Origin of the sequence: Alistipes sp. CAG:268 (assembly GCA_000434235.1) — a bacterium.
Lineage (GTDB): Bacteria > Bacteroidota > Bacteroidia > Bacteroidales > Rikenellaceae > Alistipes > Alistipes avistercoris.
On record FR892020.1, the window covers coordinates 18403 to 41605 of the forward strand.

Here is a 23203-nt window from a genome sequence, read left to right on the forward strand (position 1 = left end):
AGCGTCGGGATGTCGCGGAAGCCCACCAGCCATTTGGGGTCCCGGCACAGGGGCGAGAAGTCGAGGCGCGGGAGCAGGCGCACCGATCCGTAGCCGCCGCGGAAGGCGATGATGGCCCGTACCGCGGGGTCGTCGATCATCTGCTGGAGGTCGGCCGCGCGCTGGGCGTCGGTCCCCGCGAAGTAGGGTTGCGAGCGGTCGGCGTAGTGGGCGCCGTAGCGGACGTGGAGTCCCCATTGCTCGAAGCGGCGGCGGATCTTCGCCGTGTCGGTCTTGAGGGCCATGCGTCCCGCTGGGGAGACGATGGCGACCGTGTCGCCCCTCTTCAGGTAGCGAGGACGCAGAAAGGCCGCAACGGGGTGTGCGATCGAGTCGCCTGCGGGTCGGAGCGTGTCGGGCACTGCGGGGCCCGGGGATTCCGGCGTGGCCGGCCGCGTCGCAAGGGCCGTATCGGCCGGGGCGCTTGTCCGGATCGAATCGGCCGCGGGAACGGCCGTGCGGAGCATCCGCGCCGTTGAGGCGGATGTCGCGGCGAGGCATCCCGCAAGGGCGAGCGGGAGCAGAATCATTCGGGAGATATTCTTCATCGGTTCTTATGGGCGCCGGTGCCGGCGGTCGAGACCTTCGGGCAGCGGCAGGGAGATGCGTGTAAAACTGACGATGGCTCCGGCCAGTGCGAAACCTCCGGCCAGGAGCAGCGCCGTGTGGGTGCTGTTGTCGGGAACGAGGTGGAACAGCAGGGCCATCAGTGCGGCGCCCGTGGTCTGTCCCACGAGTCGGGCCGTGGCGAGCATGCCGCTGGCCGAGCCGCTCCGCTCGGGCGGTGCCGAGGCGATCAGTATGCTGTTGTTGGGCGACTGGAAGAGGCCGAAGCCGGCGCCGCAGAGCACCAGCCGCCAGACGATGTCGCCGTTCGACGGGTGTTCGGGCAGCCAGGCCAGCAGCACGAGCCCGACGGCCATGGCCGTGAGCCCCAGTCCGCCGAGCAGGCCGGCGTGGATGCGCTCGACGAGAATGCCGGCCACCGGGGCGACTACCATGATGATGGCGGGCCAGGCCGTCATCAGCAGTCCGGTTGCCACGTCGCTGTAGCCGCAGGCGTGCTGCAGGTAGAAGGGCAGTGCCACCAGGGCGAGCATCTGCCCGAGGAACGAGCAGATCGACGTGGCGACCGACACCGAGAAGATCGGGATGCGCAGCAGGTCGAACGGCAGCAGCGGGTAGGGTTCGCGCAGCTGCGTGCGGATGAACAGGAAGCCGATGATGAGCAGGGCCGCGATGCCGACCGAGAGGATCCGCGGGTCAAGCCCGTGCGAGAATCCCTCGATGGAAGACATCATCAGTCCGAAAGTCAGGGCGTTCATCACGGCGTCGCGCCAGTTGAACTTTCCTTCGTGGGCCCGGACCGGGTTCTCGGGCAGGAAGTGCGAGCTGAGTACGAGGGCGGTCAGTCCGACGGGGATGTTCACGGCGAAGAGCCACGGCCAGTCGGCGGCCGAGAGGATGGCGGCGGCCAGGGTAGGCCCGGCCACTGACGAGACGGCTACGACCGTGGCGTTGATTCCCATGCCGCGCCCGAGCTGTGCCTTGGGGTAGATGATGCGGATGAGCGTCGTATTGACCGACGTGACGGCCGCCGCGCCGAATCCCTGCATGACGCGGGTCAGCACAAGGGTCTGCAGCGATCCGGAGAGGGCGCAGCCGACCGAGGCGACGGTGAAGAGGGCCAGTCCGCCGATGTAGACCCGGCGGTAGCCGATCCGTTCGCCGAGGGCCGAGAACGAGAGCAGCGAGACCATGATCGCGAGCTGGTAGGCATTGACGATCCAGATCGAGTCGGCCGACGAGATGCCGAGCTCCCGGGCGATCGTGGGCAGGGCGACGTTGGCGATCGTCGCGTCGATTACGGACAGCGAGACGCCGAATGCCACGGCCAGGATGGCCCAGATACGACGGGGCATCGGAATGCCGTCCCGGGAGTGTTCTATGTGCAGGGAGTCGGACATGGCACGGCAAAGATACGAAAAAAGCGAAAACCCGAAGTCGCCGCTTCGGGTTTTCGTCTCGCATCTATTTTCGGGTCGCCGTTCGCCGGCCGGTAAGATAACCGGAAACGGGCGCCGTGGGGATTTGAACTTTTTATTTTAAAAATAGCTTGCGGTTCATCGGTTGTGCCGTCGCTTGCGGAGGTGCTGCGTGCCGGGCCACAAAAGAGGCAGAAGGCAGAGTGTTACCCACGGCAGGTGAATTTCGGCATTCGGGGTGAGGACCCGTGCGGCAACGCTGACGCCGAACTGGACGACAACGACAAGCAGGATCACTACGCGAATGACTTTCTCAATTTCCATGCAAAATGTGCGGGTTTCCGTTGCGACAATGCAAAGATAGAAAAGAAAAATCGAAAAACAAGTGAAATTTATTGAAATTCGATAAAAAATTTCTGAAAACCGGTCCGCTCTGGTTTATGGGTATAAAAAACGCAACCCGAAGGTTGCGTCAAGGGGTTTCGAAGGGTTTCGGACCCTCGGACAAAGGACCCGGCTCTCCTGCCGGTTCGGGCGGGTCATTCCGCATCGACGAACTTGTAGAGCTGGTCGCCGCGGCGGATCACCCCCGGCGTGCGGATGGCGCACAATTCGCCCTGCGCCACCGATCCGACCGGCTCGCCGTCGGGACCGTGCAGCTCCTCGAGCAGCTGTTCGGCCACCCCCGTCGTGGCGCCGAGGAAGAAGATCTCCTCGCCGATGGCCAGCGGGGCCGCCTCGACGGCCACCTCGGCCACCGAGAGTTTCTTGTAGAAGTTCACCACCTTGCCGACGTAGACCTTGCGGCGTGTGGCCGATGATCCGTAGGCCGGGCTGTACTCCACGACCGGACGCCCGGCGTAGTAGCCCTCCCAGAACCCGCGGTTGAAGACCGTGCGCAGCCGCTCCTTGAGCGATGCGGCCAGTTCGGGGGTGTAGCGCCCCTCTTCGAGGGCACGCAGCGCCTGGTCGTAGCACTCCACGACACGCTTCACGTACTCCGCGCCGCGGGCCCGCCCCTCGATCTTGAGCACACGAACCCCCGCGCCGATCATCCGGTCGAGGAAGTCGATCGTGCAGAGGTCCTTGGGCGAGAGGACATACCGTCCGTCGATGTCGAGCTCGGCCCCCGTCTCCTTGTCGCGCACGGTGTACTTGCGTCGGCACAGCTGCCGGCAGGCCCCGCGGTTGGCCGAGCAGCCCGTTTCGTAGAGCGACAGGTAGCATTTGCCCGAGATTGACATGCAGAGCGCCCCGTGGGCGAACATCTCGATCTCGACCAGTTCGCCGCGCGGGCCGCGTATGTCGTCCGCGACGATCCGGTCGCGGATCCCGGCCACCTGTTCGAGCGACAGTTCGCGTGCGAGGACCACCGTGTCGGCCCATTGTGCATAGAACTTCACGGCCTCCGAGTTGGAGATGTTGCACTGCGTCGAGATGTGCACCTCGACGCCCGCCCGGCGGGCATAGAGGATAACGGCCATGTCCGAGGCGATGATGGCATCGATGCCCTCGCTCTTCGCCCGGTCGATCACCTCGTGGGCTGCGGCGATCTCGTCTTCGTAGATGACCGTATTGACCGTCAGGTAGGTGCGCACACCGGCGGCGTGTGCCGTCGCCACGATGCGCGCCAGGTCGTCGAGCGTGAAGTTGGCGGCCGATGCCGACCGCATGTTGAGTTTCCCGACCCCGAAATAGACGGCGTCGGCGCCGGCCTGGATGGCTGCGGCGAGCGATTCGTAGCTCCCCACGGGAGCCATGATTTCGATATCGGAGCGTTTCAAGGCAGTGGCTCTTTCTGAAAGTTTACTTTTTACGCCCCATGAGGCTTTCGGCGAATTCACGCATCCGCAGCGTGCGTGCGGGATCGGCCGAGAGCGAGTCGAGGGTGGCGAGCGCCCGCTCGAAGCGCAGCGAGATCTGCTGCTCGGCCAGCCGCGGGATATCCAGCCGGTCGTAGACCTCCTTCACGCGGGCGATCTTCTCGGCGTCGGTCAGCGTCGCGTCGCGGTAGGTGTGGCGCAGAATCTCGCGCGTGGGTTCGTCGGCGCGGCTCATTGCCGTGACCATCAGGTAGGTCTTCTTGCCTTCGAGGATATCGCCTCCGATGGCCTTGCCCAGCCGCTCGTCGCCGTAGCTGTCCAACAGGTCGTCCTGCAGCTGGAAGGCGAGCCCCAGCTCCACGGCAAAGCGGCGCAGCTTGCGGCAGTCCTCCTCGGAGGCGCCGCCCAGCGTGGCGCCGATCACGGCCGAACCGGCCAGCAGCACCGAGGTCTTCAGTTCGATCATGTGCATGTACTCCACCACCGAAACCTTCTGTTTCTGCTCGAAGTCCATGTCGTATTGCTGGCCCTCGCACACCTCGAGCGCCATCTGGTTGAAGGTTGCCAGGATCTGGGGCAGCAGGTGCGCCGGCACACCGCTCAGCAGGCGGTAGGCGCAGATGAGCATCGCATCGCCCGAGAGGATGGCCACGTTCTGCCCCCAGCGGGCGAAGACCGAAGGCTTGCCGCGCCGCATGGCGGCATTGTCCATGATGTCGTCGTGCAGCAGCGTGAAGTTGTGGAACATCTCCACGGCCGCGGCTGCCGGAAGCGCCGACTGTATCTGGTCGGAGAAGATGCCGCAGGAGAGCATCACCAGCATCGGCCGCAGGCGCTTGCCCCCGCCGCCGAGCGAGTAGCCGATCGGGGCGTAGAGCAGTTCGGGCTCGGCCGGGAAATCGGTCTGTGCCAGATAATTCTCGATTGTGGCGAGCAATTCCTCGTTTGTTTGCATGGTATGAATCGATTTTTGGTGTCGGATTGTGTCCCAAAAGTAGGAAAAAACTTTGGAGTGGCCGAATTTTCGATTAACTTTGACCTGATATTTTTAACATAAAACCTGAAACCTGCTATGAAAAAACTCGCAATCGGCGTGGACATCGGGGGAATCAATACCGCTTTCGGACTTGTGGATGAAAACGGCGATCTCTATGCCGAATCGGTCATTTCGACCAAGAAATGTCCCTATGTGGACGACTATCCCACCTATGTGCAGGATCTCTGCGATTCGATGCATGCACTGGCCAAGAGCCTTTCGTTCGAATATGAGCTGGCAGGTATCGGTATCGGTGCGCCCAATGCCAATTACCACAAGGGTACGGTGGAGATGCCGGCCAATCTGTGGAAGTTCCGCGAGGGGGATCCCAACCAGGACGAGAACCGCCGCATTTTCCACCTCGCGGAGGACATTTCGCGCTGCTTCGGCGGTGTGCGGACGATCGTCACCAACGACGCCAATGCCGCGACGATCGGCGAGATGATCTACGGCAACGCCAAGGGCATGAAGGACTTCGTGATGGTGACGCTCGGCACCGGTCTCGGATCGGGCTTCGTGTCGAACGGCGAGATGATCTACGGCCACGACGGTTTTGCCGGCGAGCTGGGGCACATCATCGTCGAGCGCAACAACGGCCGTGAGTGCGGCTGCGGGCGGCGCGGCTGTCTGGAGACCTACGTTTCGGCGACGGGCCTCAAGCGGACGGCGTTCGAGCTGATGGCCAAGATGACGGCCCCGAGCCGTCTGCGCAGCATCGCCTACGACGACTTCGATGCCTCGATGGTGTCGGCGGCCGCCGAGCAGGGCGATCCCGTAGCTCTGGAGGCTTTCCGTTTCACGGGCGAGATGCTGGGCCGTGCGCTGGCCGATGTGGTGACGATCACCTCGCCGGAGGCTATTTTCCTCTTCGGCGGTCTGGCCAAGGCCGGGAAACTGCTCTTCGAGCCGACGCAGTGGTACATGGAGGAGAACATGCTCTTCGTCTTCAAGAACAAGGTGAAGCTGCTCCCGAGCGGCATCCAGGGCAAGAACGCCGCCATCCTCGGCGCATCGGCGCTGATCTGGCAGGAGTTGGGCCATTGTTAAGAATCGTCCGGTGAAAATGAGCCGGGGCGGGGTCTCGATCGAGATTCCGCCCCGGTTTTTTGTCGGACCCCGTCCGTTTTCCCGCCGTCTCCTTTCCGGAAAAAGAAAGCCCCGGACATCGGCCGATGTCCGGGGCTTGTGTGGAACGGGCCCTCATCATTGAGGACGCTGGCCGGATCAGCGCATGGCGATCTCGGCCTGTCCGATCAGACGGCCCTCGCAGTAGAGCTGAATCCGGTAAGTGCCGGCCGTGAAGCCCTTGCTGGTGTAGAAGATGCCCACGTCGAGGTCCTTCGTGTTGTCGTATTCCACCTCACGCATGGCCGAGTAGCTCAGACGCTCGCCCTCGAATTCGAAGGTCGGCATCTCCTCGGTGGTCAGCACATAGCCGTCGGGCGAGGTGATCCGCACGTAGATGGCCTTGTTGCCCGGTTCGGCAAGTTCGTTGGCCGAGAGGACGAAATCGACACGCAGGCGCGAGGCGTTCTTGACGCGCGTCACCTCGCGGCTGTTCACGTTGAGGGCCGTGAGCGAGATGTCGCGGGCGCGCAGTACGGCGCCGATGCGTACCTTGTTGTCCAGTTCGGCGGCTTTCTCTTCGGCCATCTCGGCGCGCAGGTTGGCCGAGGAGATCTCCTTGCGGTAGGAGACGTTCTCCTTGATGAGCTTCTTGTTCAAGGTGTTGAGCGAGTCGATCTGACGCACGTAGCTCTTCATGATCGAACGGAGGGTGCCCACCTCCTTCTCGTATTGCTTGATCTTGGCCAGGTTCCACGAGCGCTCCTTCTTGAGCCGCGTCATGAGCGAGTCGGCCCGTTCGCGCTCGATCGTGAGGTTGGCCGAGATCGAGTCGTTCGAGATCTGCAGGTTGTCGTAGTCGGTCATCAGCCGTCCCAGGTCGCTCTGGATCGAGTCGCGGTCGGCCTGCAGCAGCTCGTTGTCGCGCATCTGCTGGCGGTGGATGCCGTAGTAGAGCGCCGAGAGCGCCACCAGAATCACCGAAAGGATGATGATGACGATGCGGTAGCCGCGGATCGAGTTCTGGTCCGGTTGCGGGGTCATGTAGTCGTCCTCTTCGAATTCCGAAGGGTCGTATCCCTGTTTGTTCTCCATAGGTGTCGGTTTTGGCACAAAGATAAACAAAAATTTATTTGATCAGACTGCTCAACGGGTATTTGAGCCCCTTGTAGCCCGAAATATAGGCATTGATGCTGCCGATCTTCACCGGAGACTCGATGTAGAGCGGGATCTTGTTCTCGTCGTCCGAGATCCAGATCGTGAAGACCGAGCCGTCGGTGAACGAGTAGCCCTGCGAGGAGCCCAGCTGGCAGTCGAACTTCAGCGTGCGGAACTTCCCCATGTTGCGGATCTTCTTCGTTTCGCGCCCCAGGTAGCGGTATCTCAGGTGGCGGATCGTATCCTCGAGTACCATCTGCAGCGTGGCGGGCTCCCCTTCGCGGAAGCTTGCGGCGTCGGCCGCGCGCAGCGTGAAGAAGAGCGAGATGGGATCCATGCTGTTCTCTTCGAGCGGCATGGTCTTGTGCTGTTCGGGGCGTTGGCGGCTTTGCCAGCGGGTCCGGATTTCGGAGCCCTCCCAGTCGTAGACGTAGTCGCTGCGGAAGGTGTAGTCGCCTTCGCGGATGGAGCTGTTGAAGGCCACGGGACGCAGCGTCTGCGGATCGACCCATACGGTGTAGATGTCTTCGACGTTGAAGAACCAGCGGTAGGTGGGCAGCGTGCGTCCGGCTCCCACGACCTTGTAGCAGTTCGTGCCGTCGTGCGACTCCTCGACGGTCGAGACCTCGACGGCTCCGATTTCCGTGTTGGGGAACATCTTGGCCCGGTAGCTTACCCGGTAGTCGAGCCGTTCGCCCGGGTGGTAGAGCTGTGCGGCCAGCGGCGTGGCGGCGACAAGCAACAGCAGGGTGAGTATCTTTCGTTTCATTGTTTCCGGTCGTATGTGTTTTGTTCAACAAACGTATTTTCGGTAATCCATAGTGCCTTTTCCTGTCAGGAGATGCGCGAGAAGTCGATTCCGTCGCGTCCGGCGTAGCGGCTGCGCAGCTCCCGCAACCCTTCGTGTCCGGGGAGTGCGAGTTGCGGGTCGGCTTCGAGCAGACCGACGGCCGCTTCGCGCGAGACGGTGAGGATCTGTACGTCGGCCGTGGGGTTGGCGATCTTCAGGTCAAAGGCCATGCCGCTCTGCAGCGTGCCGTTGATGTCCCCCGCGCCCCGCAGCTTGAGGTCGAGTTCCGCGAGGCGGAATCCGTCGTTGGTCTCGCACATGGCGTCGAGACGCGCCCGCGCCTCGCGCGAGAGCTTCTCGCCGGTCATCAGGATGCAGTAGGACTGCTCGCCGCCGCGTCCCACGCGGCCCCGCAGCTGGTGCAGCTGCGAAAGGCCGAAGCGCTCGGCCGACTCGATGACCATCACCGTGGCATTCGGCACATCGACCCCCACCTCGATGACCGACGTGGCGACCAGAATCTGCGCCTCGCCCTCCTTGAACTGGCGCATCGACTCCTCCTTGTCGGCGGGCTTCATCTTGCCGTGACAGATTGCCGTGACGTATTCAGGCAGCGGGAAGTCGCGCGAGATGGCCTCGTAGCCGTCCGTGAGGTCCTTGTAGTCCATCGCCTCCGACTCCTTGATGAGCGGGTAGACGACGTAGATCTGCCGGCCCTGGCGGATCTGCTGGCGCATGAAGCCGAAGAGCTTGAGCCGCGCGGCGTCGGTATAGTGGAAGGTCCGGATCGGGCGGCGACCCGGCGGGAGCTCGTCGATCACCGAGACGTCGAGGTCGCCGTACAGGGTCATGGCCAGCGTCCGGGGAATCGGTGTGGCGGTCATGACCAGGATATGCGGCGGCTGTGCGTTCTTGGTCCAGAGGCGGGCGCGCTGCTCGACTCCGAAACGGTGCTGTTCGTCGATGACGACCAGCCCCAGGTTGGCGAAGCGCACGCGGTCCTCGATCAGGGCGTGCGTGCCGATGAGGATCGACACCTCGCCCGAGGCGATACCCTCGAGCGCGGCGCGGCGCTCGGCCGTCTTCGAGGCGCCGGTCAGTATGGCCACGCGCACCGGCATCCCGTCGAGCATCCGCGTGATCGTGGCGAAGTGCTGGCGGGCGAGGATCTCCGTGGGGGCCATCATGCAGGCCTGGAAGCCGTTGTCCACGGCCAGCAGCATCGACAGCAGCGCCACGAGGGTCTTGCCGCTGCCCACGTCGCCCTGCAGCAGGCGGTTCATCTGGAAACCCGTCACGGTGTCCTGCCGGATCTCGCGGACGACGCGCTTCTGGGCGCCCGTCAGCGGGAAGGGGAGCTTGCGGTTGTAGAAGGTGTTGAACGCTTCGCCGACCTTCGGGAAGAGGAATCCGTCGCTCTTTGCCAGACGGGCCGTGCGGCGTGACTGCACGTTGAGCTGTACCCCCAGCAGTTCGTCGAACTTGAGCCGGTACTGGGCCTGCCGGAGCAGTTCCTGCGATTGCGGGAAATGGATGTTGTAGAAGGCCTCGCGCAGGGGAATCAGCCCGTATTGCGTGCGCAGCGACTCGGGAAGCGGGTCGCTGATGCGGTCGCGGACCAGCCGCCAGAGGTTGCAGACGATCTGGTACATGCCCTTCGTGCCGAGCTGGTTCGATAGTTTCTCGGTCGAGGGGTAGATGCCCTGCATGCCGCTCTCGGCCTTGCGTGAAAGGGCCTGTTCCATCGTTTCCAGTTCGGGGTGGGCCATCGAGAGCGTTCCGCGGTAGAACGACGGACGACCGAAGACCAGGTATTCGCGGCCCACCTCCACGCGCTTCTCGATCCACTTGATCCCCTGGAACCAGACCAGTTCGGCCGAGCCGCTCGGGTCCTGCACGTAGGCCGTGAAGCGGCGTCGGCGTCCCTCGCCGGCATAGCCTACGCCTGTCACGCGGGCCCGGAACTGGACGTAGGCGAGGCCTGCGCCGTCGGTGATTTCGGCGATGCGGTAGATGCGCGTGCGGTCGATGTAGCGGAACGGGAAGTGGCGGAGCATGTCGCCCAGGGTCCGGATGCCCAGTTCCCGTTCGAGCAGTTTGGCCCGCACCTCGCCGACGCCGCTCACATACTTGATATCGCTGTCGAGGTAGTCCACAAGGCAAATATACGAAGTTTTCGGTTCATTCGGTCAAATCGTGCGGCAATTCGCCCTGACCGGCCTGCGGCAGACTGTCCGGGCACGGATTCCCGGCATGTGTCAGCGGGCCGCAAAGAGCGGAGCGGATCGGGTTTCGGGGTGACGATCTCCCGTATTTTTATTATCTTTGCCCTGAACGATTCCCAAAAAACCGTATGCCATGAAACGATACATAGCAACGCTGCTCCTGGCAATCACCTCCTTCGCGGTCCAGGCCCGCGAGGTTTTCCCGCTCAACGAGGGGTGGCGCTTCTTTTTCAAGTCGGAAAATACGAGCGACAATGCCCGGCACGTCACGCTGCCCCACAGCTGGAATACCGACGCCGAGGCCGAGGGCCTCTGGCTCGAGACGACCGGAAACTACCAGAACGACATGTACCTGCCCCAGGGCTGGGCCGACAAGCGGCTCTTCGTGAAGTTCTACGGCGTGCAGTCCGTGGCCGACCTCTTCGTGAACGGCCGCCATGCCGGTACGCACCGCGGCGGAGCGACGGCCTTCGCATTCGAAATCACCGATTATGTCCGCTTCGGGACCGACAACTCGCTGCTGGTTGTGGTTTCCAACAGCCAGCGCAACGATGTGTTGCCGACCTCGACCGACATGAACCTCTATGGCGGCATCTATCGCGAGGCCGAGCTCATCGTGACCGACCGCACGGCCATCTCTCCGCTCTATCTCGGGTCGGACGGCGTGCTGCTCCACCCGCATCGGGTTGATGCCGCGGCTGCCGAGGGTGAGGCCGAGATCCACCTCACCTCCAAGGGCGAGAACACCTGCACCGTGCGTCTGGATATCACCGATCCCGAGGGACGTCCGGTCTTTTCGCGTCACCAGCGCGCCCGCCTCGACGGCAAACCGGTCATCGTGCCCTTCTCGGTCGAGAATCCGGCGCTGTGGAGCCCCGATTCGCCGTCGCTCTATACCGTGACTGCCTCGATCGGCGAGGACAGCATCACCGACCGGGTGGTCGTCCGCACCGGTTTCCGTTCGGTGGCGCCCGCTCCCAGCGGCGGGCTGTGGCTGAACGGGGTATTGACCCCGATCCGGGGTGTGGCGTTCCACCACGACAACGCCATTGTCGGCGGCCGCCTTACGGCCGAGGACTACGATGCCGATCTGGCGCGGATCCGCGATGTGGGGGCCAATGCCCTGCGGTCGGCTGTCATGCCCCACGCGCAGTACCTCTACGACCGTTGCGACGAGCAGGGCATGCTGGTCTGGATCGACATCCCGTTCCACAGCGCCTCGTTCCTGGGCGATGTGGCCTATTTCGCCACGCCGCTCTTCGAGGAAAACGGCATCGAGCAGTTGCGCGAGATCGTGGCGCAGAACATCAACCATCCCTCGGTGCTCATGTGGGGACTCTTCTCGCGCCTGCGTCCCCGCGGCGACGACATGGCTCCCTATATCCGGAGGCTGAACGATACGGCCCACGCGATGGATCCCTCGCGGCCTACGGTGGCGTTGAGCGATCAGGACGGCGAGATCAATTTCGTGACGGATCTGATTGTCTGGAAGCAGACGGTCGGGTGGAACCGGGGTACGACGGACGATGTGGCCGTGTGGCGCGACCAGCTGCGTCGCAGCTGGTCCCACCTGCGCTCGGGTGTCAGCTACGGAGGCAGCGGATTCATCGGCCACAAGAGCTATACGGCGCAGTCCGAGCCGCGGGCGAACTGGATGCCCGAGGACCGACAGACGCGCTTCCACGAGGAGTATGCCCGTAACCTGCAGAGCGATTCGCTCTTCTGGGGCATGTGGATCGACAACATGTTCGACTACGGTTCCTACCGCCGGCCCTACGGGGTGAACGGCGCCGGGCTGGTAACCTTCGACCGCCGCGACTGCAAGGATGCCTATTACCTCTACCGGGCCATGTGGAACCGCCGGAGTCCGACGCTCCACATCGTGGACAAGCACCGCCGCCTGCGCGATGTACCCCGCCAGGCTTTCCGCATCTATTCGTCGGCCGGCGCGCCGCTGCTCCTCGTGGGGGGCGATACGGTGGCCGTGACCGAGTATGCCGCCTGCCAGTTCCGCTCGGATTCGGTCGATGTCATGGGACGTGTCGAGGTGAAGGCCGTGGCGGGCGACCTGCGCGACAGCGTCACTATTCTTGTCGGCAACGTGCTAAAACCGAAACGGCTTCAGGTCCCTCGGCGAACAGCAGGTCCGCAAACGACAAATTAGCTTCGAACGGCATCCGGTCGGAGAAGACCTGATAGTAGGGCTCGGCGATGAACGCCGGGCCCTCTCTGTGTTTGGGCCTGAGGTCCGTATCGCCGGGTGCGGCCTCGACGTATCGCTCCGAGAGCTCGGGCATCGGGATGCGGGCCTGCCTGCAGAGCACCTCCAGCAGCCCGAGGTCGAGGTCGGCCAGAAATTCCGGACTGCGGCGGTAGAAGGGTTCGAACAGCGGGGCGTAGTGGTCGAAGTAGGGCGACGAGCGGTAGGAGGCCACGAGGGCGCCCCAGTGCTGGTGCTGCCAACGCTTCGAGTAGTCGAGGCGCACGTCGCGCACGGGTTGCCCGGGACGGTTGGCGTGACGCACGTGGGCCGTCAGCTCCATCACGCCGTCCGTGGCGAGTATCCGCGCGCGGTTGCGCTCCGAGCGCTTGACGAAGTGCTCGCCGAGGTCCACGACGCATCCGCCGCGGCTCAGGTGCCAGAAGTACTCCACCGAGGGGAGATAGGCCAGCGGGAGGATCGTCATGGCTCCTGCCAGGCCCCGTCGGCCTTGATGAGTTCGACAAGCCGGTCGAGAGCCTCCTCCTGCGGGATGTTGCGCTCGACGATCTCGCGACCGCGGTAGAGGGTGATGCGTCCCGGTCCGGCGCCCACGTATCCGTAGTCGGCATCGGCCATCTCGCCCGGACCGTTCACGATACAGCCCATGACGCCGATGCGGAGGTTCTTGAGGTGTGACGTGCGGGCCTTGATCTGCCCGAGTGTCTGTTCGATGTCGTAGAGCGTCCGCCCGCAGCTCGGACAGGCAATGTATTCGGTGTGCGAGAAGCGCACGCGGGCGGCCTGCAGGATCATCAGCTCCACCTCGCGGATGGTCTCTTCGTCGTGTGCCGGGGCGTCGATCCAGATGCCGTCGGCCAGTCCGTCGAGCAGCACCGGCCCCAGGTCGGCTGCAGCCTTCACGGCCAGTGTCGTGAGGTCCGTGTCGTCGTAGCGGCGCCGGATGATCACCGGGGTGTCGGCGGGTTCGAGATCGAGAATTGCCGCACGCAGCTCGGCCGTAGGGTTGCCCGAACGGGCTTCGAGAATGCGGAACCCGTCGTGCGGTTCGCCGTGTACGACCAGTACGGCGACCTTCGAGCGGCGGCGGTACTCGGTCGGGGAGTAGCGCTCGGGATGCCGCACGGGAAATTCGCCCGGACGTTGTGCGAAGTGCTCGACCAGAAGCCGCGCTACGGGGATCTCGTGCTCCGGGGCCTCGGTCAGCGAGACGCGGATCGTGTCGCCGATGCCGTCGGCCAACAGCGCGCCGATACCCACGGCGCTCTTGATGCGTCCTTCGAGTCCGTTTCCGGCCTCGGTCACTCCGAGGTGGATCGGATAGTTCATCCCCTCGGCCTCCATGGCCTCGACCAGAAGCCGGTAGGCGGCGACCATCACGCGCGTGTTGCTCGACTTCATCGACACGACCACCTGGTCGAACGCCTTGGCGCGGCATACGCGCAGGAACTCCATCGCCGAGACCACCATGCCCTGTGGCGTATCTCCCCATTGGTCGAAGACCCGTTTGGCGAGCGACCCGTGGTTTACGCCGATGCGGAGTGCAACGCCGCGCTCACGGCATTGGTCGATAAGCGCTTCCAGTTCGCCGTGGTCGGTGCGGTAGTTGCCCGGGTTGATGCGTACTTTTTCCACATACCGGGCCGCAATCGAGGCCACTTCGGGCACGAAATGGATGTCGGCGACGGTAGCCGTGCGGTATCCCTCCTCGCGGAGCCGTGCGACGATCCGCTGCAGGTTCTCGGCTTCGCGCCGTCCCTGAGCCGTGAGGCGTACGATCTTGCCGCCTGCGCGGTCGATGCGCTCGATCTGTGCAACGCAGGCTTCGGTGTCGTTGGTGTCGGTGTTGGTCATCGACTGCACGGCGATCGGGTGATTGCCGCCGATGGTTACGTCGCCGATGCGTACGCAGCAGGTCGGCCGGCGTCTGAATTTCGTAAGATCCATTGCTTTACCTGTTTTTCGGCCGGCTTTCGCCCGCCGTTACCGCAAAGGTAATACAAAAAAAGCAGACCGCAGCATGTGCTGCGGTCTGCCGGGATTCATTCTTTCCGTAATCCCGTCCCGCTGTTTGCGGGACCGGGATACGGGGTAGATTACTTGTTGCTCTTGAAGGTTACGACTACCGTGCTCGGGAACTCAACGGGCTCGTAAGCTGCACCCGTGAACTCGATAGCGTACTTGTACGTGAAGGTTACCGGGATCGTTACGGTTACGTCATATACCAGCGGAGCGTTGTTTGCTGCGTAGGTGATCGTAGCCGAGTCGGGATTGTACGAGAAGTTCTCGAACGTCTCAACCTCCTCATTGGCACTTTCGAACTTGGGCTCACCGAGCGTCATGGTCATGCCGTAGTAGTCTGCGTTGTTTACATTGGCGGCCAGACCCGTGGCGCTTACCAACTTGGTGCCGAAGATATCCTTCACCTTGTTACCGTCGGTCGAGGAGTTGATGATCTCGTAGACATTAGCGGTAACTTCCTTGTTGATCTCGGCGTTCTTGCTTCCGGTGAACGTCCACTCCGAGAAGTTGATGGGCTTCTGGAGCTCTACGTTGAAGACCTTGGTGTCGATCGTCAGACCATTGACAACCATCGTAGCCTCGATCTGAACTGCATCGAGCTGGCAGCCGTTCCAGTCGAGGATACCGGTGGTACCGCTCGTCGAACCGTCGATCGTCGGCATGTTGCCCGTGTAGTTCTCAACCGGCAGAACCTTGTAGGTAACCGTTGCCGTAGCATCCGAGCCTTCCGGAACCATCTTGCCGTAGCCGCTGGTCAGCTGTACCTGCTCGGTCTTGAACTGGTTGTTCTCGACCTTGCCGCGGGCGATCATGTAGTAGGGCTCCTTGTCGGTGTAGAGGTTGGTACCGATACCCAGGTAGTAACCCTGCTCCTTGTTGATCGTTACGCTACCGCTCAGGTTGATCTTGAAGATCGGCGTGGTTGCGGGAACTCCGTAGTACGAATCCTCCGGTACCGTGTAGGTGTACGAATCGGCGGCGTTGAAGTCTACGGTGTTCATCTTGAAGAACGAGCGCAGTACGGTTCCGTTCTGGCGCAGACCGGCCTTGGCGATGTGCTGCTGGGCATCTGCCTCCTGATCTACCGAGACGAGCTTCGACTGACGCATGAACTCCTCGAAGGAAGCCTGATCCTTGAAGTAGGTCTGCTCCTTGCCCAGCTTCTCGAACATCGTTGCGTAGAAGTCCTTCTCAACCATTACCCAGATGTTGTTCTGACCCTCGTTGATGTCCATGATGCCGTTCGGAACATTCACCTCGTAGCTCATGTCGGGCAGACCGTTGAAGGTGATGACACCCTTCAGCGTTACCTCCTCGTTGTCGTTTACGGTGATCTTCGTCGAGACGTTGATCTTGCCGTTGCCGTTCTTGTAGTTCTTGATCGTGTACTGCAGTACCTTCGAGTCGGTTCCGATGTACGGATCGCTGATGGCGGTAGCCTTAACCTCCATGTAGGTGTTCAGAGCCTTGAAGGTCTCGTCGCTCGTCTCGTCGATTTCGATCGTCCATTCAGCATCTGCCAGGCTGGCCTTGATGCCGTCGAACTGCTCCTTCGAGAGAACCTTGTTCTCCTTGTCGATGAAGATCGGCTCGGAGAGGTTGAGCTGGTATGCATAGCCCTGGTTCGTCTCGTAAGCCTGCGAGAAGTATACCCAGTCGATCGTGCCGTTGATGTTGTCGATCGTACCCAGCGACTTGCGCGTGATGCTGAGGACTGCCTCGTACGTGCCGTTCTCAACCTGCTTGGTTTCGCCTTCAACCTCAACCTCGACGAACAGCTTGCCCTTCTCGGTTACGGTCTTGTCGATGTTCGAAACGGGAGCAGCCTCCTTGATGCCGATCGTGGCAAACTCATTGACGGCCTCCATCGGGTTTTCGGGCGTCAGAGCAAGCTCCGTAGCGTTGTTCGTGAAGTTCGTACGCTCGATAGCGGGCTTCTCGGCCGGAACGATGTCCCAGTTGTATTTCTCGGCAGCGTCAGCCAGCGAGATGAGCTCGTCGCCGTCCTCGAAGACGAACTTGTAGTCGCCCAGCAGAGTAACCTGCGTCGTGATGTCGTTGTATACGAGGCTGTACTCGGCCTTATTGTTGTACTTCACATACGATTTGGTCTCGCCCTCGCCAACTTCCTTGGCCAGTACGATCTGGTCTGCGACGTCGATAGCGTCGGGATCAGCCATCGTCGGGAGGTAAGCCGAAGTGTACTCGACACCCGTCTCGATCTCGGTGTCCTCATCAACCGTTGCCTTCGACTCGCTGATTACCTGCAGTGCGATCGAGTAGGTCTCGTTCTCACCCAGTTTGTCGTAGGGGTAGTTGGTATTTACAACCATCGAGATCTTGCCGTCCTTGGACTCTACCTTGCCCTCGATGTTGAAGTAAATAGCCTCCTCGGCGCGGGTTACGAGCTCGACCTTCTCGGGCAGGAATGCCAGGTCTACGGTCTTCACCTCGGCATTGTAACCCTCAGCGATCTGCGAAGCCAGCGAAGCGGGCGATACGCGGAACGTGAGCGTAGCCTTCTTGCCCTCGGTCAGTTTGTAGTCGCCGAGCGTAGCGCCACGGAAGAATGCATATCCGTGTGCGTTCTCGGGAACGTATACAAGCGACTGAATACGCGAAGCCAGGTCGCCGATAGCCGACCAAATGGCTGCGATCTGCTTGTCATATTCGTCGAATACGGTCTTCAGGGCGCCCTCCTCGATGCTCGAGTTGATGCTCTCCGAGATCATGCTCTTGATCTTCGTGGTCAGCGTGCTGTTTGCGTCGTTGAGTTTCTCCTCGACAGCCTTGTTTACGTTTGCGGCATAGGTGCTCCAGTTGCTGTCGATGTAGTCCTCCATGTAGGTTCCGAACTCCTCACCCAGCAGGTCGGCGATGGCCTTGCGGACGCCGAGAGCATCTTCCTTGTCGGTGATGGCGGCAAGAACGGCATTGACAGCCTGCTTCTGCTGGCTGTCGTTCAGTTCGTACGAAGCGAGTTCGTTCTTGATCTCCTCCTGAACTTTGGGCAGCAGACCCGTCCACAAGTCAGCGGCAGCGAGCTGCTCGTTGAAGATGGCAATTATGTCCTCCTTGTCCAGAGCCTCGGGGAGCATGCCCTCTACGATGGCTTCGATCTCCTCCTGGGTCTTGTAGCCAAGTCCCTTGACGATCTCTACTACCTTGTCGTTGAATTCCGTACCGGCCAGCAGCTCGGAGAGCTCGGTACCCAGTTTGTCCTCCGTAACATATCCGGCGAGATCTTCTGCCGTCAGGAACGAATCGAAGTCGATAGCGTCGATCTTCTGCTTGAGCGACTCAAGCGCCGAAGCATCGGCTTTCAACTCGATCTGGCCCTTCAGGTCGTCGATCTCCTTTTGCAGATTGTCGATGTCGTCGTCGTAGTCCTTACAACCGACACCTGCCAGCATAGTTCCTGTCAAGAACAATGCAAGAAGCTTTTTGAAAGTTTTCTTCATAAGACAGAATAGAATTGAAATGGATTTGGATGTTTGAGTTTTATGTGTTTTTGGTTCTGTTTTTCTCCTTTTCTTATCCTTTTATGCCGATTTCGGTATCATATATGATACCAACGATGTAAATATATATATAAAAATTTGCACAACAAAATTTTCAATCGTTTTTTTGAAATGGGAGTGGTTTATGAGGAGGAGATTGCTTACATCTCTTCGAGGATTAGGGAGTTGCGCAAAGAAAAGCATCTGACGGTGCAGGAGCTCGCATATCGTTGCGATATGGAGCGGTCCAATTTGAGCCGCATCGAGGCGGGTAGGACCAACTTGACGATTCGCACCATCTGTATTATCTGTTCCGCCCTTGAGGTTGGGTTGCGGGACATCATTCGATAGCGAAAAAACGGTTCGATACCTATTTATTATATTATATATAACACGATAAACATCGGAACGGGTTGGGTGAAAACCCGGACGGAGCGATGTAAAGTCGGTGATTCTTTTTGTAGGGTTTGTGTAAAAGTCGTATCTTTACGCCTGCAAAAAGAAACGGCGGTTGAATAGTATCGATCTGATAGTCTGCTTGATTCTGCTGCTGGCCGTATGGAACGGCTGGCGGCAGGGCCTCGTTGTGCAGGTATGTTCGCTGGCGGGAATCGTCATTGCCATCTGGCTGGCGGCGCATTACGGCGCCCGGGTCGGGGAGTGGCTGCGGCTCGACGAGTCGTTCTCGGCGGCGGGCGGGTTTGTCGGCGGGCTGGTTGGTTTGGTGGTGTGGGGCGGGGGGTGGTCGTTGTGGTGCTGGTCGTCGCGGTCATCGGGCGTCTGTTGCGCGGGGTGTTCCGCTTCGCGGGGTTCGGTCTGGTCGATACGCTGCTGGGCGTGGTCGTGGCCGTGCTGAAGTACCTGCTTGTGCTCAGTGCGCTGTTTGCGGCTTTCGATCGGATCAATGCCGACTACACGCTTGTCGAGGCCCGTACGATCGATCAGTCAAGAAGTTATAAACCGGTCCTGCGTTTGTCGGAGGCCGTGTTCCCCTTCCTGGAATGGGTGGGCGACCGGGTCCCGGAGCTGGATGAAAAGAGCGAAGACGATGGAGCGTAGTTTCAAGGGGACGGTGGTCCGGGCAACCGGAAGCTGGTATGAGGTGCTGATCGACGGCGGGACGGTCCGCTGCCGGATTCGGGGGCGGCTGCGTCTCGAGGGACGCCGCTCAACCAATCCCGTGGTGGTGGGCGACGAGGTGGCGTGTGAGGCCGACGAGGGGGGCGATTGCGTGATCGCCGACATCCTGCCCCGCCGCAACTACGTGATCCGCCGGGCGTCGAACCTCTCGAAGGAGTCGCACATCATCGCCGCGAACATTGACCAGGCGCTGCTCCTGGTCACGCTGCGCGATCCGGAGACTCCGACGGAGTTCGTGGACCGGTTTCTGGTGACGTGCGAGGCCTACAAGGTGCCGGTGACAGTCCTGCTGTCGAAGATCGACCTGCAGGATGCCGGGGCCGTCGCGGAGTTCCGTGCCGTCTACGAGCGCGCAGGTTACCGCGTGCTGGAGGTTGCAGCTCCCTCGGGCGAGGGGGTCGGGGAGGTCCGTTCGCTGCTTGCCGGACGCCGGACGCTGGTCTCGGGCAACTCGGGGGTCGGAAAATCGACCCTCATCCGGGCGATCGACCCGTCGCTCGACATCCGCACGGGCGAGATTTCGGAGAGCCACCGCAAGGGGCGCCACACGACGACCTTCTCGACGATGTATCCGCTCTCCGAGGGCGGTGCGGTCATCGACACGCCGGGAATCAAGGGATTCGGGCTGATCGATATCGACGACGCCGAGTTGTGGCACTACTTCCCCGAGATGATGCGCGTGGCTTCGGGGTGCCGTTTTTATAATTGTACGCACACGCACGAGCCCGGCTGCGCCGTGGTCGAGGCGGTCCGTTCGGGCGAAATCGCCCTCGCGCGCTACGAAAGTTACCTGAAAATGCTCGATGAAGATGACAAATACCGAAAATAACGGTCCGGCGCTGCCGCCCGGTGCGGAGTTCGGCCCCGAGACGGGCGGTGACGGTGAACGGATCGCCTGCCTCGCGGACTTCATGCTTCCGGAGCGTTATGCCACGCTGCGCCGTGCCGTGGCGATGCGCACACGCTACATGACCGTGCTCGCCGAGAACATGTTCCACGGGCAGAATGCTGCGGCGCTGATCCGCCATTGCGAGGCGTTCGGCCTGCAGGAGATGCACACGATCGAGACCCTTTGCCGCTTCGAGCCGAGCGCCGCCGTGGTGCGGGGCACGGACCGCTGGGTCGATGTGCGCCGCCACCGGTCTACGGCCTCGGCGGGCGGGGGCCTGCGGGGTGGGGGCTCCCGCCTCGGGACCCTGCGTGCTGCGGGCTACCGCATCGTGGCGACGACACCCCACCGCGAGGATTGCACGCCCGAAACCTTCGATGTGACACGCGGACCCTTCGCGCTGGTGTTCGGTACCGAGCATGCCGGTATCTCCGACGAGATCGTCGCCTCGGCCGACGAGTTCCTGCGCATCCCGATGTGCGGCCTGGTCGAGAGCCTGAACGTCTCGGCTTCGGCAGCCATCCTCATCTACGAGCTTTCGGAGCGGGTGCGCCGTACGGTGCCCGACTGGAGGCTGACGCCCGTCGAGCAGGCCGGTGTGCTGTGCCGCTGGATGCGCCGCAGCGTGAAGGATTCCGAGGAGATTCTCAAACGTAAATTCGGGGAGGAGATACGATGAACATTTTACGGAAACAGTTCCTGGCCCATGTAGCCCAGACCTCACCTTCGCCCATGCTGGTCGAGGTAGCCCGGGCCGAGGGGTCGTTTTTCTACACGCCCGAGGGCAAGCGCTACTACGATCTGGTGGCGGGTGTCTCGGTGAGCAACGTCGGCCATGCCAATCCGGCGGTCGTCCGGGCCGTGCAGGAGCAGGCTGCGCGCTACATGCACGTGATGGTCTACGGCGAGCTGGTCGAGACACCGCAGGTCGAGTATGCGGCACGGATCGCCTCGCTGCTGCCCGATCCGCTCGAAAGCGTCTATTTCGTGAACTCCGGGGCCGAGGCGGTCGAGGGTGCGCTCAAACTGGCCAAACGCTATACGGGCCGCACCGAACTGATCTCCATGCGGCGGGCCTACCACGGCTCGACGCACGGGGCGATGTCGGTGATGGGAGCCCCCGAAGGCGAGGAGTGGAAGGGGGTCTTCCGCCCGCTGTTGCCCGATGTGCAGGCCATCGAGTTCAATGACTTCGATGCCCTGGCGTCCATCACCGAACGCACGGCCTGCGTGCTGACCGAACCGGTGCAGGGCGAGGCGGGCGTGCGTCCGCCGCAGCCGGGATACCTCGAGGCGCTGCGGCGCCGCTGCGACGAGGTGGGGGCGCTGCTTGTCTTCGACGAGATCCAGACCGGATTGGGGCGTACGGGCGAGCTCTTCGCCATGCAGAAGTACGGCGTGACGCCCGACATCGTCTGCCTGGCCAAGGCCTTCGGCGGCGGCATGCCGCTCGGGGCTTTCGTCTCGCGGCACGAGATCATGGACACCCTGCAGTCGAATCCCGTCCTGGGGCATATCACCACCTTCGGCGGCCATCCGGTCTGCTGTGCCGCCGGGCTTGCGGCCCTGAACTACCTGCTGGACCATCATGTCGTCGAACAGGTCGAGGCGAAGGGCGCGCTCTACGAGCGTTTGCTCGAAGACCATCCCGCCGTGCGGGAGATCCGCCGCAGCGGTTTGCTGCTGGCCGTCGAACTGGGGTCGTCGGAGCGCCTCTACCGCATCATGGAGCTTTTCAAGGAGACGGGAATCATGAGCGACTGGTTCCTCTTCTGCGACACGGCCTTCCGCATCTCGCCCCCGCTGACCGTATCCGAGGAGGAGGTGCGCGACAGCGCCTGCCTGATTCGCGAGTGCCTCGATCGGCTGTAGCCTGGTCCGGAAAACAGCAATCCCTGCAGCCATCGGGCTGCAGGGATTGCTGTTTTTGTCTTCGGATCGCTACGCCTCTTCGGCGAAGGCCTTCAGGCGGGCGATCTCTTCGGGCCAGCGGGCCTCGTCGGGCGTCTCGAGGATCAGGGGGATGCCGTCGAAGCGCGGGTCGCGGGCGATGTAGCGGAAGCACTCGATGCCGATCATGCCGTCGCCCAGCGGCGTGTGGCGGTCTACGCGGCTGCCCAGGATCTTCATGGCGTCGTTCAGGTGCATGCCCTTCAGGTAGCGGAATCCGATGACGCGCTCCAGTTCGGCGAAGGTCGCCTCACAAGCCGCTGCGGTGCGGAGGTCGTATCCGGCGGCGAAGGCGTGGCAGGTGTCGATGCAGACCCCCACGCGCGACTTGTCCTCCACGCGGTCGATCAGGTAGGCCAGGTGCTCGAAGCGGAACCCGAGGTTCGACCCCTGGCCCGCCGTATTCTCGATTACGGCCGTCACACCCTGTGTCCGGTCGAGTGCGAGGTTAATCGACTCGGCGATGCGGTCGAGGCTCTCCTCTTCGGTGATCTTGCCCAGATGGCTCCCCGGATGGAAGTTCAGTCGGTCGAGTCCCAGCTGTTCGCAGCGGTGCATCTCGTCGAAAAAGGCTGCGCGCGACTTCTCGAGTGCCTCGCGCTCGGGATGTCCGAGATTGATCAGGTAGGAGTCGTGGGGCAGGATCTGTGCCGGGGTGTAGCCTCCCTCCTCACAGGCGCGGCGGAAGGCTTCGATCTGCTCGGCCTTCAGGGCGGGTGCGACCCATTGACGCTGGTTCTTGGTGAACAGGGCGAAGGCCGTGGCCCCGATGGCACGGGCGTTTGCGGGGGCGTTCTCGACCCCGCCTGCAGCACTTACGTGGGCTCCGAAGTATTTCATGTGCGATGTTTTCGGTTATGTTGCAGACAAAGTTAAAGATTTTGTAAATAAATTCATAACTTTGTCTTTCGAAAAAATCCCAGCTACGATGCGATACCTCCGCCCGATATTTGCCCTTCTGTCGCTGCTTGCAGCGGCATTGCCTGCTACGGCCCAGATCTCCATCGACAAGGTCAGCGCCCCCTCGTCGGGTGTCGCTTTCCGCGATACGTTGAAATCGACCCCCGTGGATGTCGATTACTTCAGCCTGGCCCGCTACAAGGCCGAGCGTGCGGCCATCCGCAAGGAGCGAAACTACCTGGAGATCGGTACCGGACTGAACGGTACGCTGACCTCGAACAACGAGAGCTGGATGAAGGTGTCGGGCGGTGACAACTCCATTACGCTGCTGGCAACGCTCTACCTGCGCCATACCTTTACCAAGAATCTCTTTTCCATCTCCACGTCGGTCGATGCCCGCTACGGCGCCAACCGCGTGAAGGTCGATCAGACGAACGACGAAGGGAACACGAAGAGCGTC

The 23203-nt window shown here is 61.9% G+C and carries 20 protein-coding genes and 1 pseudogene; 9 read left to right on the plus strand and 12 right to left on the minus strand.

Features of this window, described 5'->3' with window-relative positions:
• From QZL63_RS09895 to QZL63_RS09915, 5 genes are all read right to left on the minus strand, one after another.
• A partial coding sequence (locus QZL63_RS09895; protein ID WP_290586822.1) for an LD-carboxypeptidase occupies positions 1–569 on the minus strand: 569 nt, incomplete at its 3' end.
• Between the two features lie 24 nt (positions 570–593).
• Complete coding sequence (locus QZL63_RS09900; RefSeq protein WP_290586825.1) at positions 594–1961, minus strand: MFS transporter; 1368 nt, start codon at positions 1959–1961, stop codon at positions 594–596.
• 201 nt (positions 1962–2162) lie between these two features.
• Positions 2163–2348 carry a hypothetical protein gene (locus QZL63_RS09905; RefSeq protein ID WP_022309143.1) on the minus strand — a complete coding sequence of 62 codons (186 nt, stop codon included), beginning with the start codon at positions 2346–2348 and terminating at the stop codon, positions 2163–2165.
• A 215-nt stretch (positions 2349–2563) separates the two neighbouring features.
• Positions 2564–3808, minus strand: coding sequence for a peptidase U32 family protein (locus QZL63_RS09910; RefSeq protein WP_022309144.1), 1245 nt, complete (start codon positions 3806–3808; stop codon positions 2564–2566).
• Positions 3809–3830: 22 nt separating this feature from the next.
• Complete coding sequence (locus tag QZL63_RS09915; RefSeq protein WP_022309145.1) at positions 3831–4802, minus strand: polyprenyl synthetase family protein; 972 nt, start codon at positions 4800–4802, stop codon at positions 3831–3833.
• Positions 4803–4919: 117 nt separating this feature from the next.
• On the opposite strand from QZL63_RS09915, the gene QZL63_RS09920 reads away from it, so the two are divergent.
• A complete protein-coding gene (locus QZL63_RS09920; protein ID WP_022309146.1) occupies positions 4920–5930 on the plus strand; it encodes an ROK family protein in 1011 nt (336 codons plus the stop codon).
• Between the two features lie 177 nt (positions 5931–6107).
• Here the strand turns inward: QZL63_RS09920 and QZL63_RS09925 are convergent, their stop codons facing one another.
• From QZL63_RS09925 to recG, 3 genes are all read right to left on the minus strand, one after another.
• Positions 6108–7043: a hypothetical protein gene (locus tag QZL63_RS09925; protein WP_022309147.1), complete on the minus strand. Its 936-nt coding sequence runs from the start codon at positions 7041–7043 to the stop codon at positions 6108–6110.
• 34 nt (positions 7044–7077) lie between these two features.
• Positions 7078–7875, minus strand: a complete 798-nt coding sequence (locus QZL63_RS09930) for a DUF3108 domain-containing protein (protein WP_022309148.1) — start codon at positions 7873–7875, stop codon at positions 7078–7080.
• A gap of 65 nt (positions 7876–7940) precedes the next feature.
• Positions 7941–10052 (minus strand): ATP-dependent DNA helicase RecG, encoded by a 2112-nt coding sequence (gene recG, locus QZL63_RS09935; protein ID WP_022309149.1) that lies wholly within the window; start codon positions 10050–10052, stop codon positions 7941–7943.
• Positions 10053–10254: 202 nt separating this feature from the next.
• On the opposite strand from recG, the gene QZL63_RS09940 reads away from it, so the two are divergent.
• Positions 10255–12285: a glycoside hydrolase family 2 protein gene (locus tag QZL63_RS09940; RefSeq protein WP_022309150.1), complete on the plus strand. Its 2031-nt coding sequence runs from the start codon at positions 10255–10257 to the stop codon at positions 12283–12285.
• Here the strand turns inward: QZL63_RS09940 and QZL63_RS09945 are convergent.
• The 3 genes from QZL63_RS09945 to QZL63_RS09955 form a co-directional block, all read right to left on the minus strand.
• Positions 12206–12808, minus strand: a complete 603-nt coding sequence (locus QZL63_RS09945; protein WP_022309151.1) for a WbqC family protein — start codon at positions 12806–12808, stop codon at positions 12206–12208. The genes QZL63_RS09940 and QZL63_RS09945 overlap by 80 nt on opposite strands.
• Positions 12805–14289, minus strand: a complete 1485-nt coding sequence (gene ispG / locus QZL63_RS09950; RefSeq protein WP_022309152.1) for a (E)-4-hydroxy-3-methylbut-2-enyl-diphosphate synthase — start codon at positions 14287–14289, stop codon at positions 12805–12807. Before ispG ends, QZL63_RS09945 begins: the two co-directional genes overlap by 4 nt.
• Before the next feature lie 149 nt (positions 14290–14438).
• Complete coding sequence (locus tag QZL63_RS09955; protein WP_290586828.1) at positions 14439–17789, minus strand: hypothetical protein; 3351 nt, start codon at positions 17787–17789, stop codon at positions 14439–14441.
• 207 nt (positions 17790–17996) lie between these two features.
• Between QZL63_RS09955 and QZL63_RS09960 the strand changes: the two genes are divergently transcribed.
• The 6 genes from QZL63_RS09960 (at position 17997) to QZL63_RS09985 (ending at position 21765) form a co-directional block, all read left to right on the plus strand.
• Entirely contained in the window at positions 17997–18215 is a 219-nt protein-coding gene (locus QZL63_RS09960) for a helix-turn-helix domain-containing protein (RefSeq protein WP_290586860.1), read from the plus strand.
• A 160-nt stretch (positions 18216–18375) separates the two neighbouring features.
• Positions 18376–18720 carry a CvpA family protein gene (locus QZL63_RS09965; RefSeq protein WP_290586831.1) on the plus strand — a complete coding sequence of 115 codons (345 nt, stop codon included), beginning with the start codon at positions 18376–18378 and terminating at the stop codon, positions 18718–18720.
• The gene (locus QZL63_RS09970) at positions 18657–18923 is read left to right on the plus strand and encodes a hypothetical protein (protein WP_290586834.1); all 267 of its coding nucleotides are present in this window, start codon (positions 18657–18659) and stop codon (positions 18921–18923) included. The genes QZL63_RS09965 and QZL63_RS09970 overlap by 64 nt, the downstream gene beginning before the upstream one ends.
• On the plus strand, positions 18913–19833 hold the full coding sequence (gene rsgA / locus QZL63_RS09975; protein WP_022309156.1) for a ribosome small subunit-dependent GTPase A: 921 nt from the start codon (positions 18913–18915) through the stop codon (positions 19831–19833). Before QZL63_RS09970 ends, rsgA begins: the two co-directional genes overlap by 11 nt.
• Positions 19808–20572, plus strand: coding sequence for a TrmH family RNA methyltransferase (locus QZL63_RS09980; RefSeq protein ID WP_290586837.1), 765 nt, complete (start codon positions 19808–19810; stop codon positions 20570–20572). The genes rsgA and QZL63_RS09980 overlap by 26 nt, the downstream gene beginning before the upstream one ends.
• Positions 20569–21765 (plus strand): aspartate aminotransferase family protein, encoded by a 1197-nt coding sequence (locus QZL63_RS09985; protein ID WP_022309158.1) that lies wholly within the window; start codon positions 20569–20571, stop codon positions 21763–21765. The genes QZL63_RS09980 and QZL63_RS09985 overlap by 4 nt, the downstream gene beginning before the upstream one ends.
• A gap of 69 nt (positions 21766–21834) precedes the next feature.
• Here QZL63_RS09985 and nfo read toward each other — a convergent pair whose 3' ends face one another.
• Positions 21835–22683 carry a deoxyribonuclease IV gene (gene nfo / locus QZL63_RS09990; protein WP_022309159.1) on the minus strand — a complete coding sequence of 283 codons (849 nt, stop codon included), beginning with the start codon at positions 22681–22683 and terminating at the stop codon, positions 21835–21837.
• Between the two features lie 88 nt (positions 22684–22771).
• On the opposite strand from nfo, the pseudogene QZL63_RS09995 reads away from it, so the two are divergent.
• A pseudogene (locus QZL63_RS09995) lies at positions 22772–23203 on the plus strand (DUF3078 domain-containing protein); the annotation flags it as partial.

Coding starts and splice junctions, on each gene's coding strand:
- QZL63_RS09930 (WP_022309148.1), bottom strand. CDS start 7,875: ATGAAACGAAAGATACTCACCCTGCTGTTGCTTGTCGCCGCCACGCCG.
- QZL63_RS09960 (WP_290586860.1), top strand. CDS start 17,997: ATGGGAGTGGTTTATGAGGAGGAGATTGCTTACATCTCTTCGAGGATT.
- QZL63_RS09925 (WP_022309147.1), bottom strand. CDS start 7,043: ATGGAGAACAAACAGGGATACGACCCTTCGGAATTCGAAGAGGACGAC.
- QZL63_RS09980 (WP_290586837.1), top strand. CDS start 19,808: ATGAAGATGACAAATACCGAAAATAACGGTCCGGCGCTGCCGCCCGGT.
- QZL63_RS09900 (WP_290586825.1), bottom strand. CDS start 1,961: ATGCCCCGTCGTATCTGGGCCATCCTGGCCGTGGCATTCGGCGTCTCG.
- QZL63_RS09915 (WP_022309145.1), bottom strand. CDS start 4,802: ATGCAAACAAACGAGGAATTGCTCGCCACAATCGAGAATTATCTGGCA.
- ispG (WP_022309152.1), bottom strand. CDS start 14,289: ATGGATCTTACGAAATTCAGACGCCGGCCGACCTGCTGCGTACGCATC.
- rsgA (WP_022309156.1), top strand. CDS start 18,913: ATGGAGCGTAGTTTCAAGGGGACGGTGGTCCGGGCAACCGGAAGCTGG.
- QZL63_RS09905 (WP_022309143.1), bottom strand. CDS start 2,348: ATGGAAATTGAGAAAGTCATTCGCGTAGTGATCCTGCTTGTCGTTGTC.
- nfo (WP_022309159.1), bottom strand. CDS start 22,683: ATGAAATACTTCGGAGCCCACGTAAGTGCTGCAGGCGGGGTCGAGAAC.
- QZL63_RS09920 (WP_022309146.1), top strand. CDS start 4,920: ATGAAAAAACTCGCAATCGGCGTGGACATCGGGGGAATCAATACCGCT.
- QZL63_RS09985 (WP_022309158.1), top strand. CDS start 20,569: ATGAACATTTTACGGAAACAGTTCCTGGCCCATGTAGCCCAGACCTCA.
- QZL63_RS09945 (WP_022309151.1), bottom strand. CDS start 12,808: ATGACGATCCTCCCGCTGGCCTATCTCCCCTCGGTGGAGTACTTCTGG.
- QZL63_RS09940 (WP_022309150.1), top strand. CDS start 10,255: ATGAAACGATACATAGCAACGCTGCTCCTGGCAATCACCTCCTTCGCG.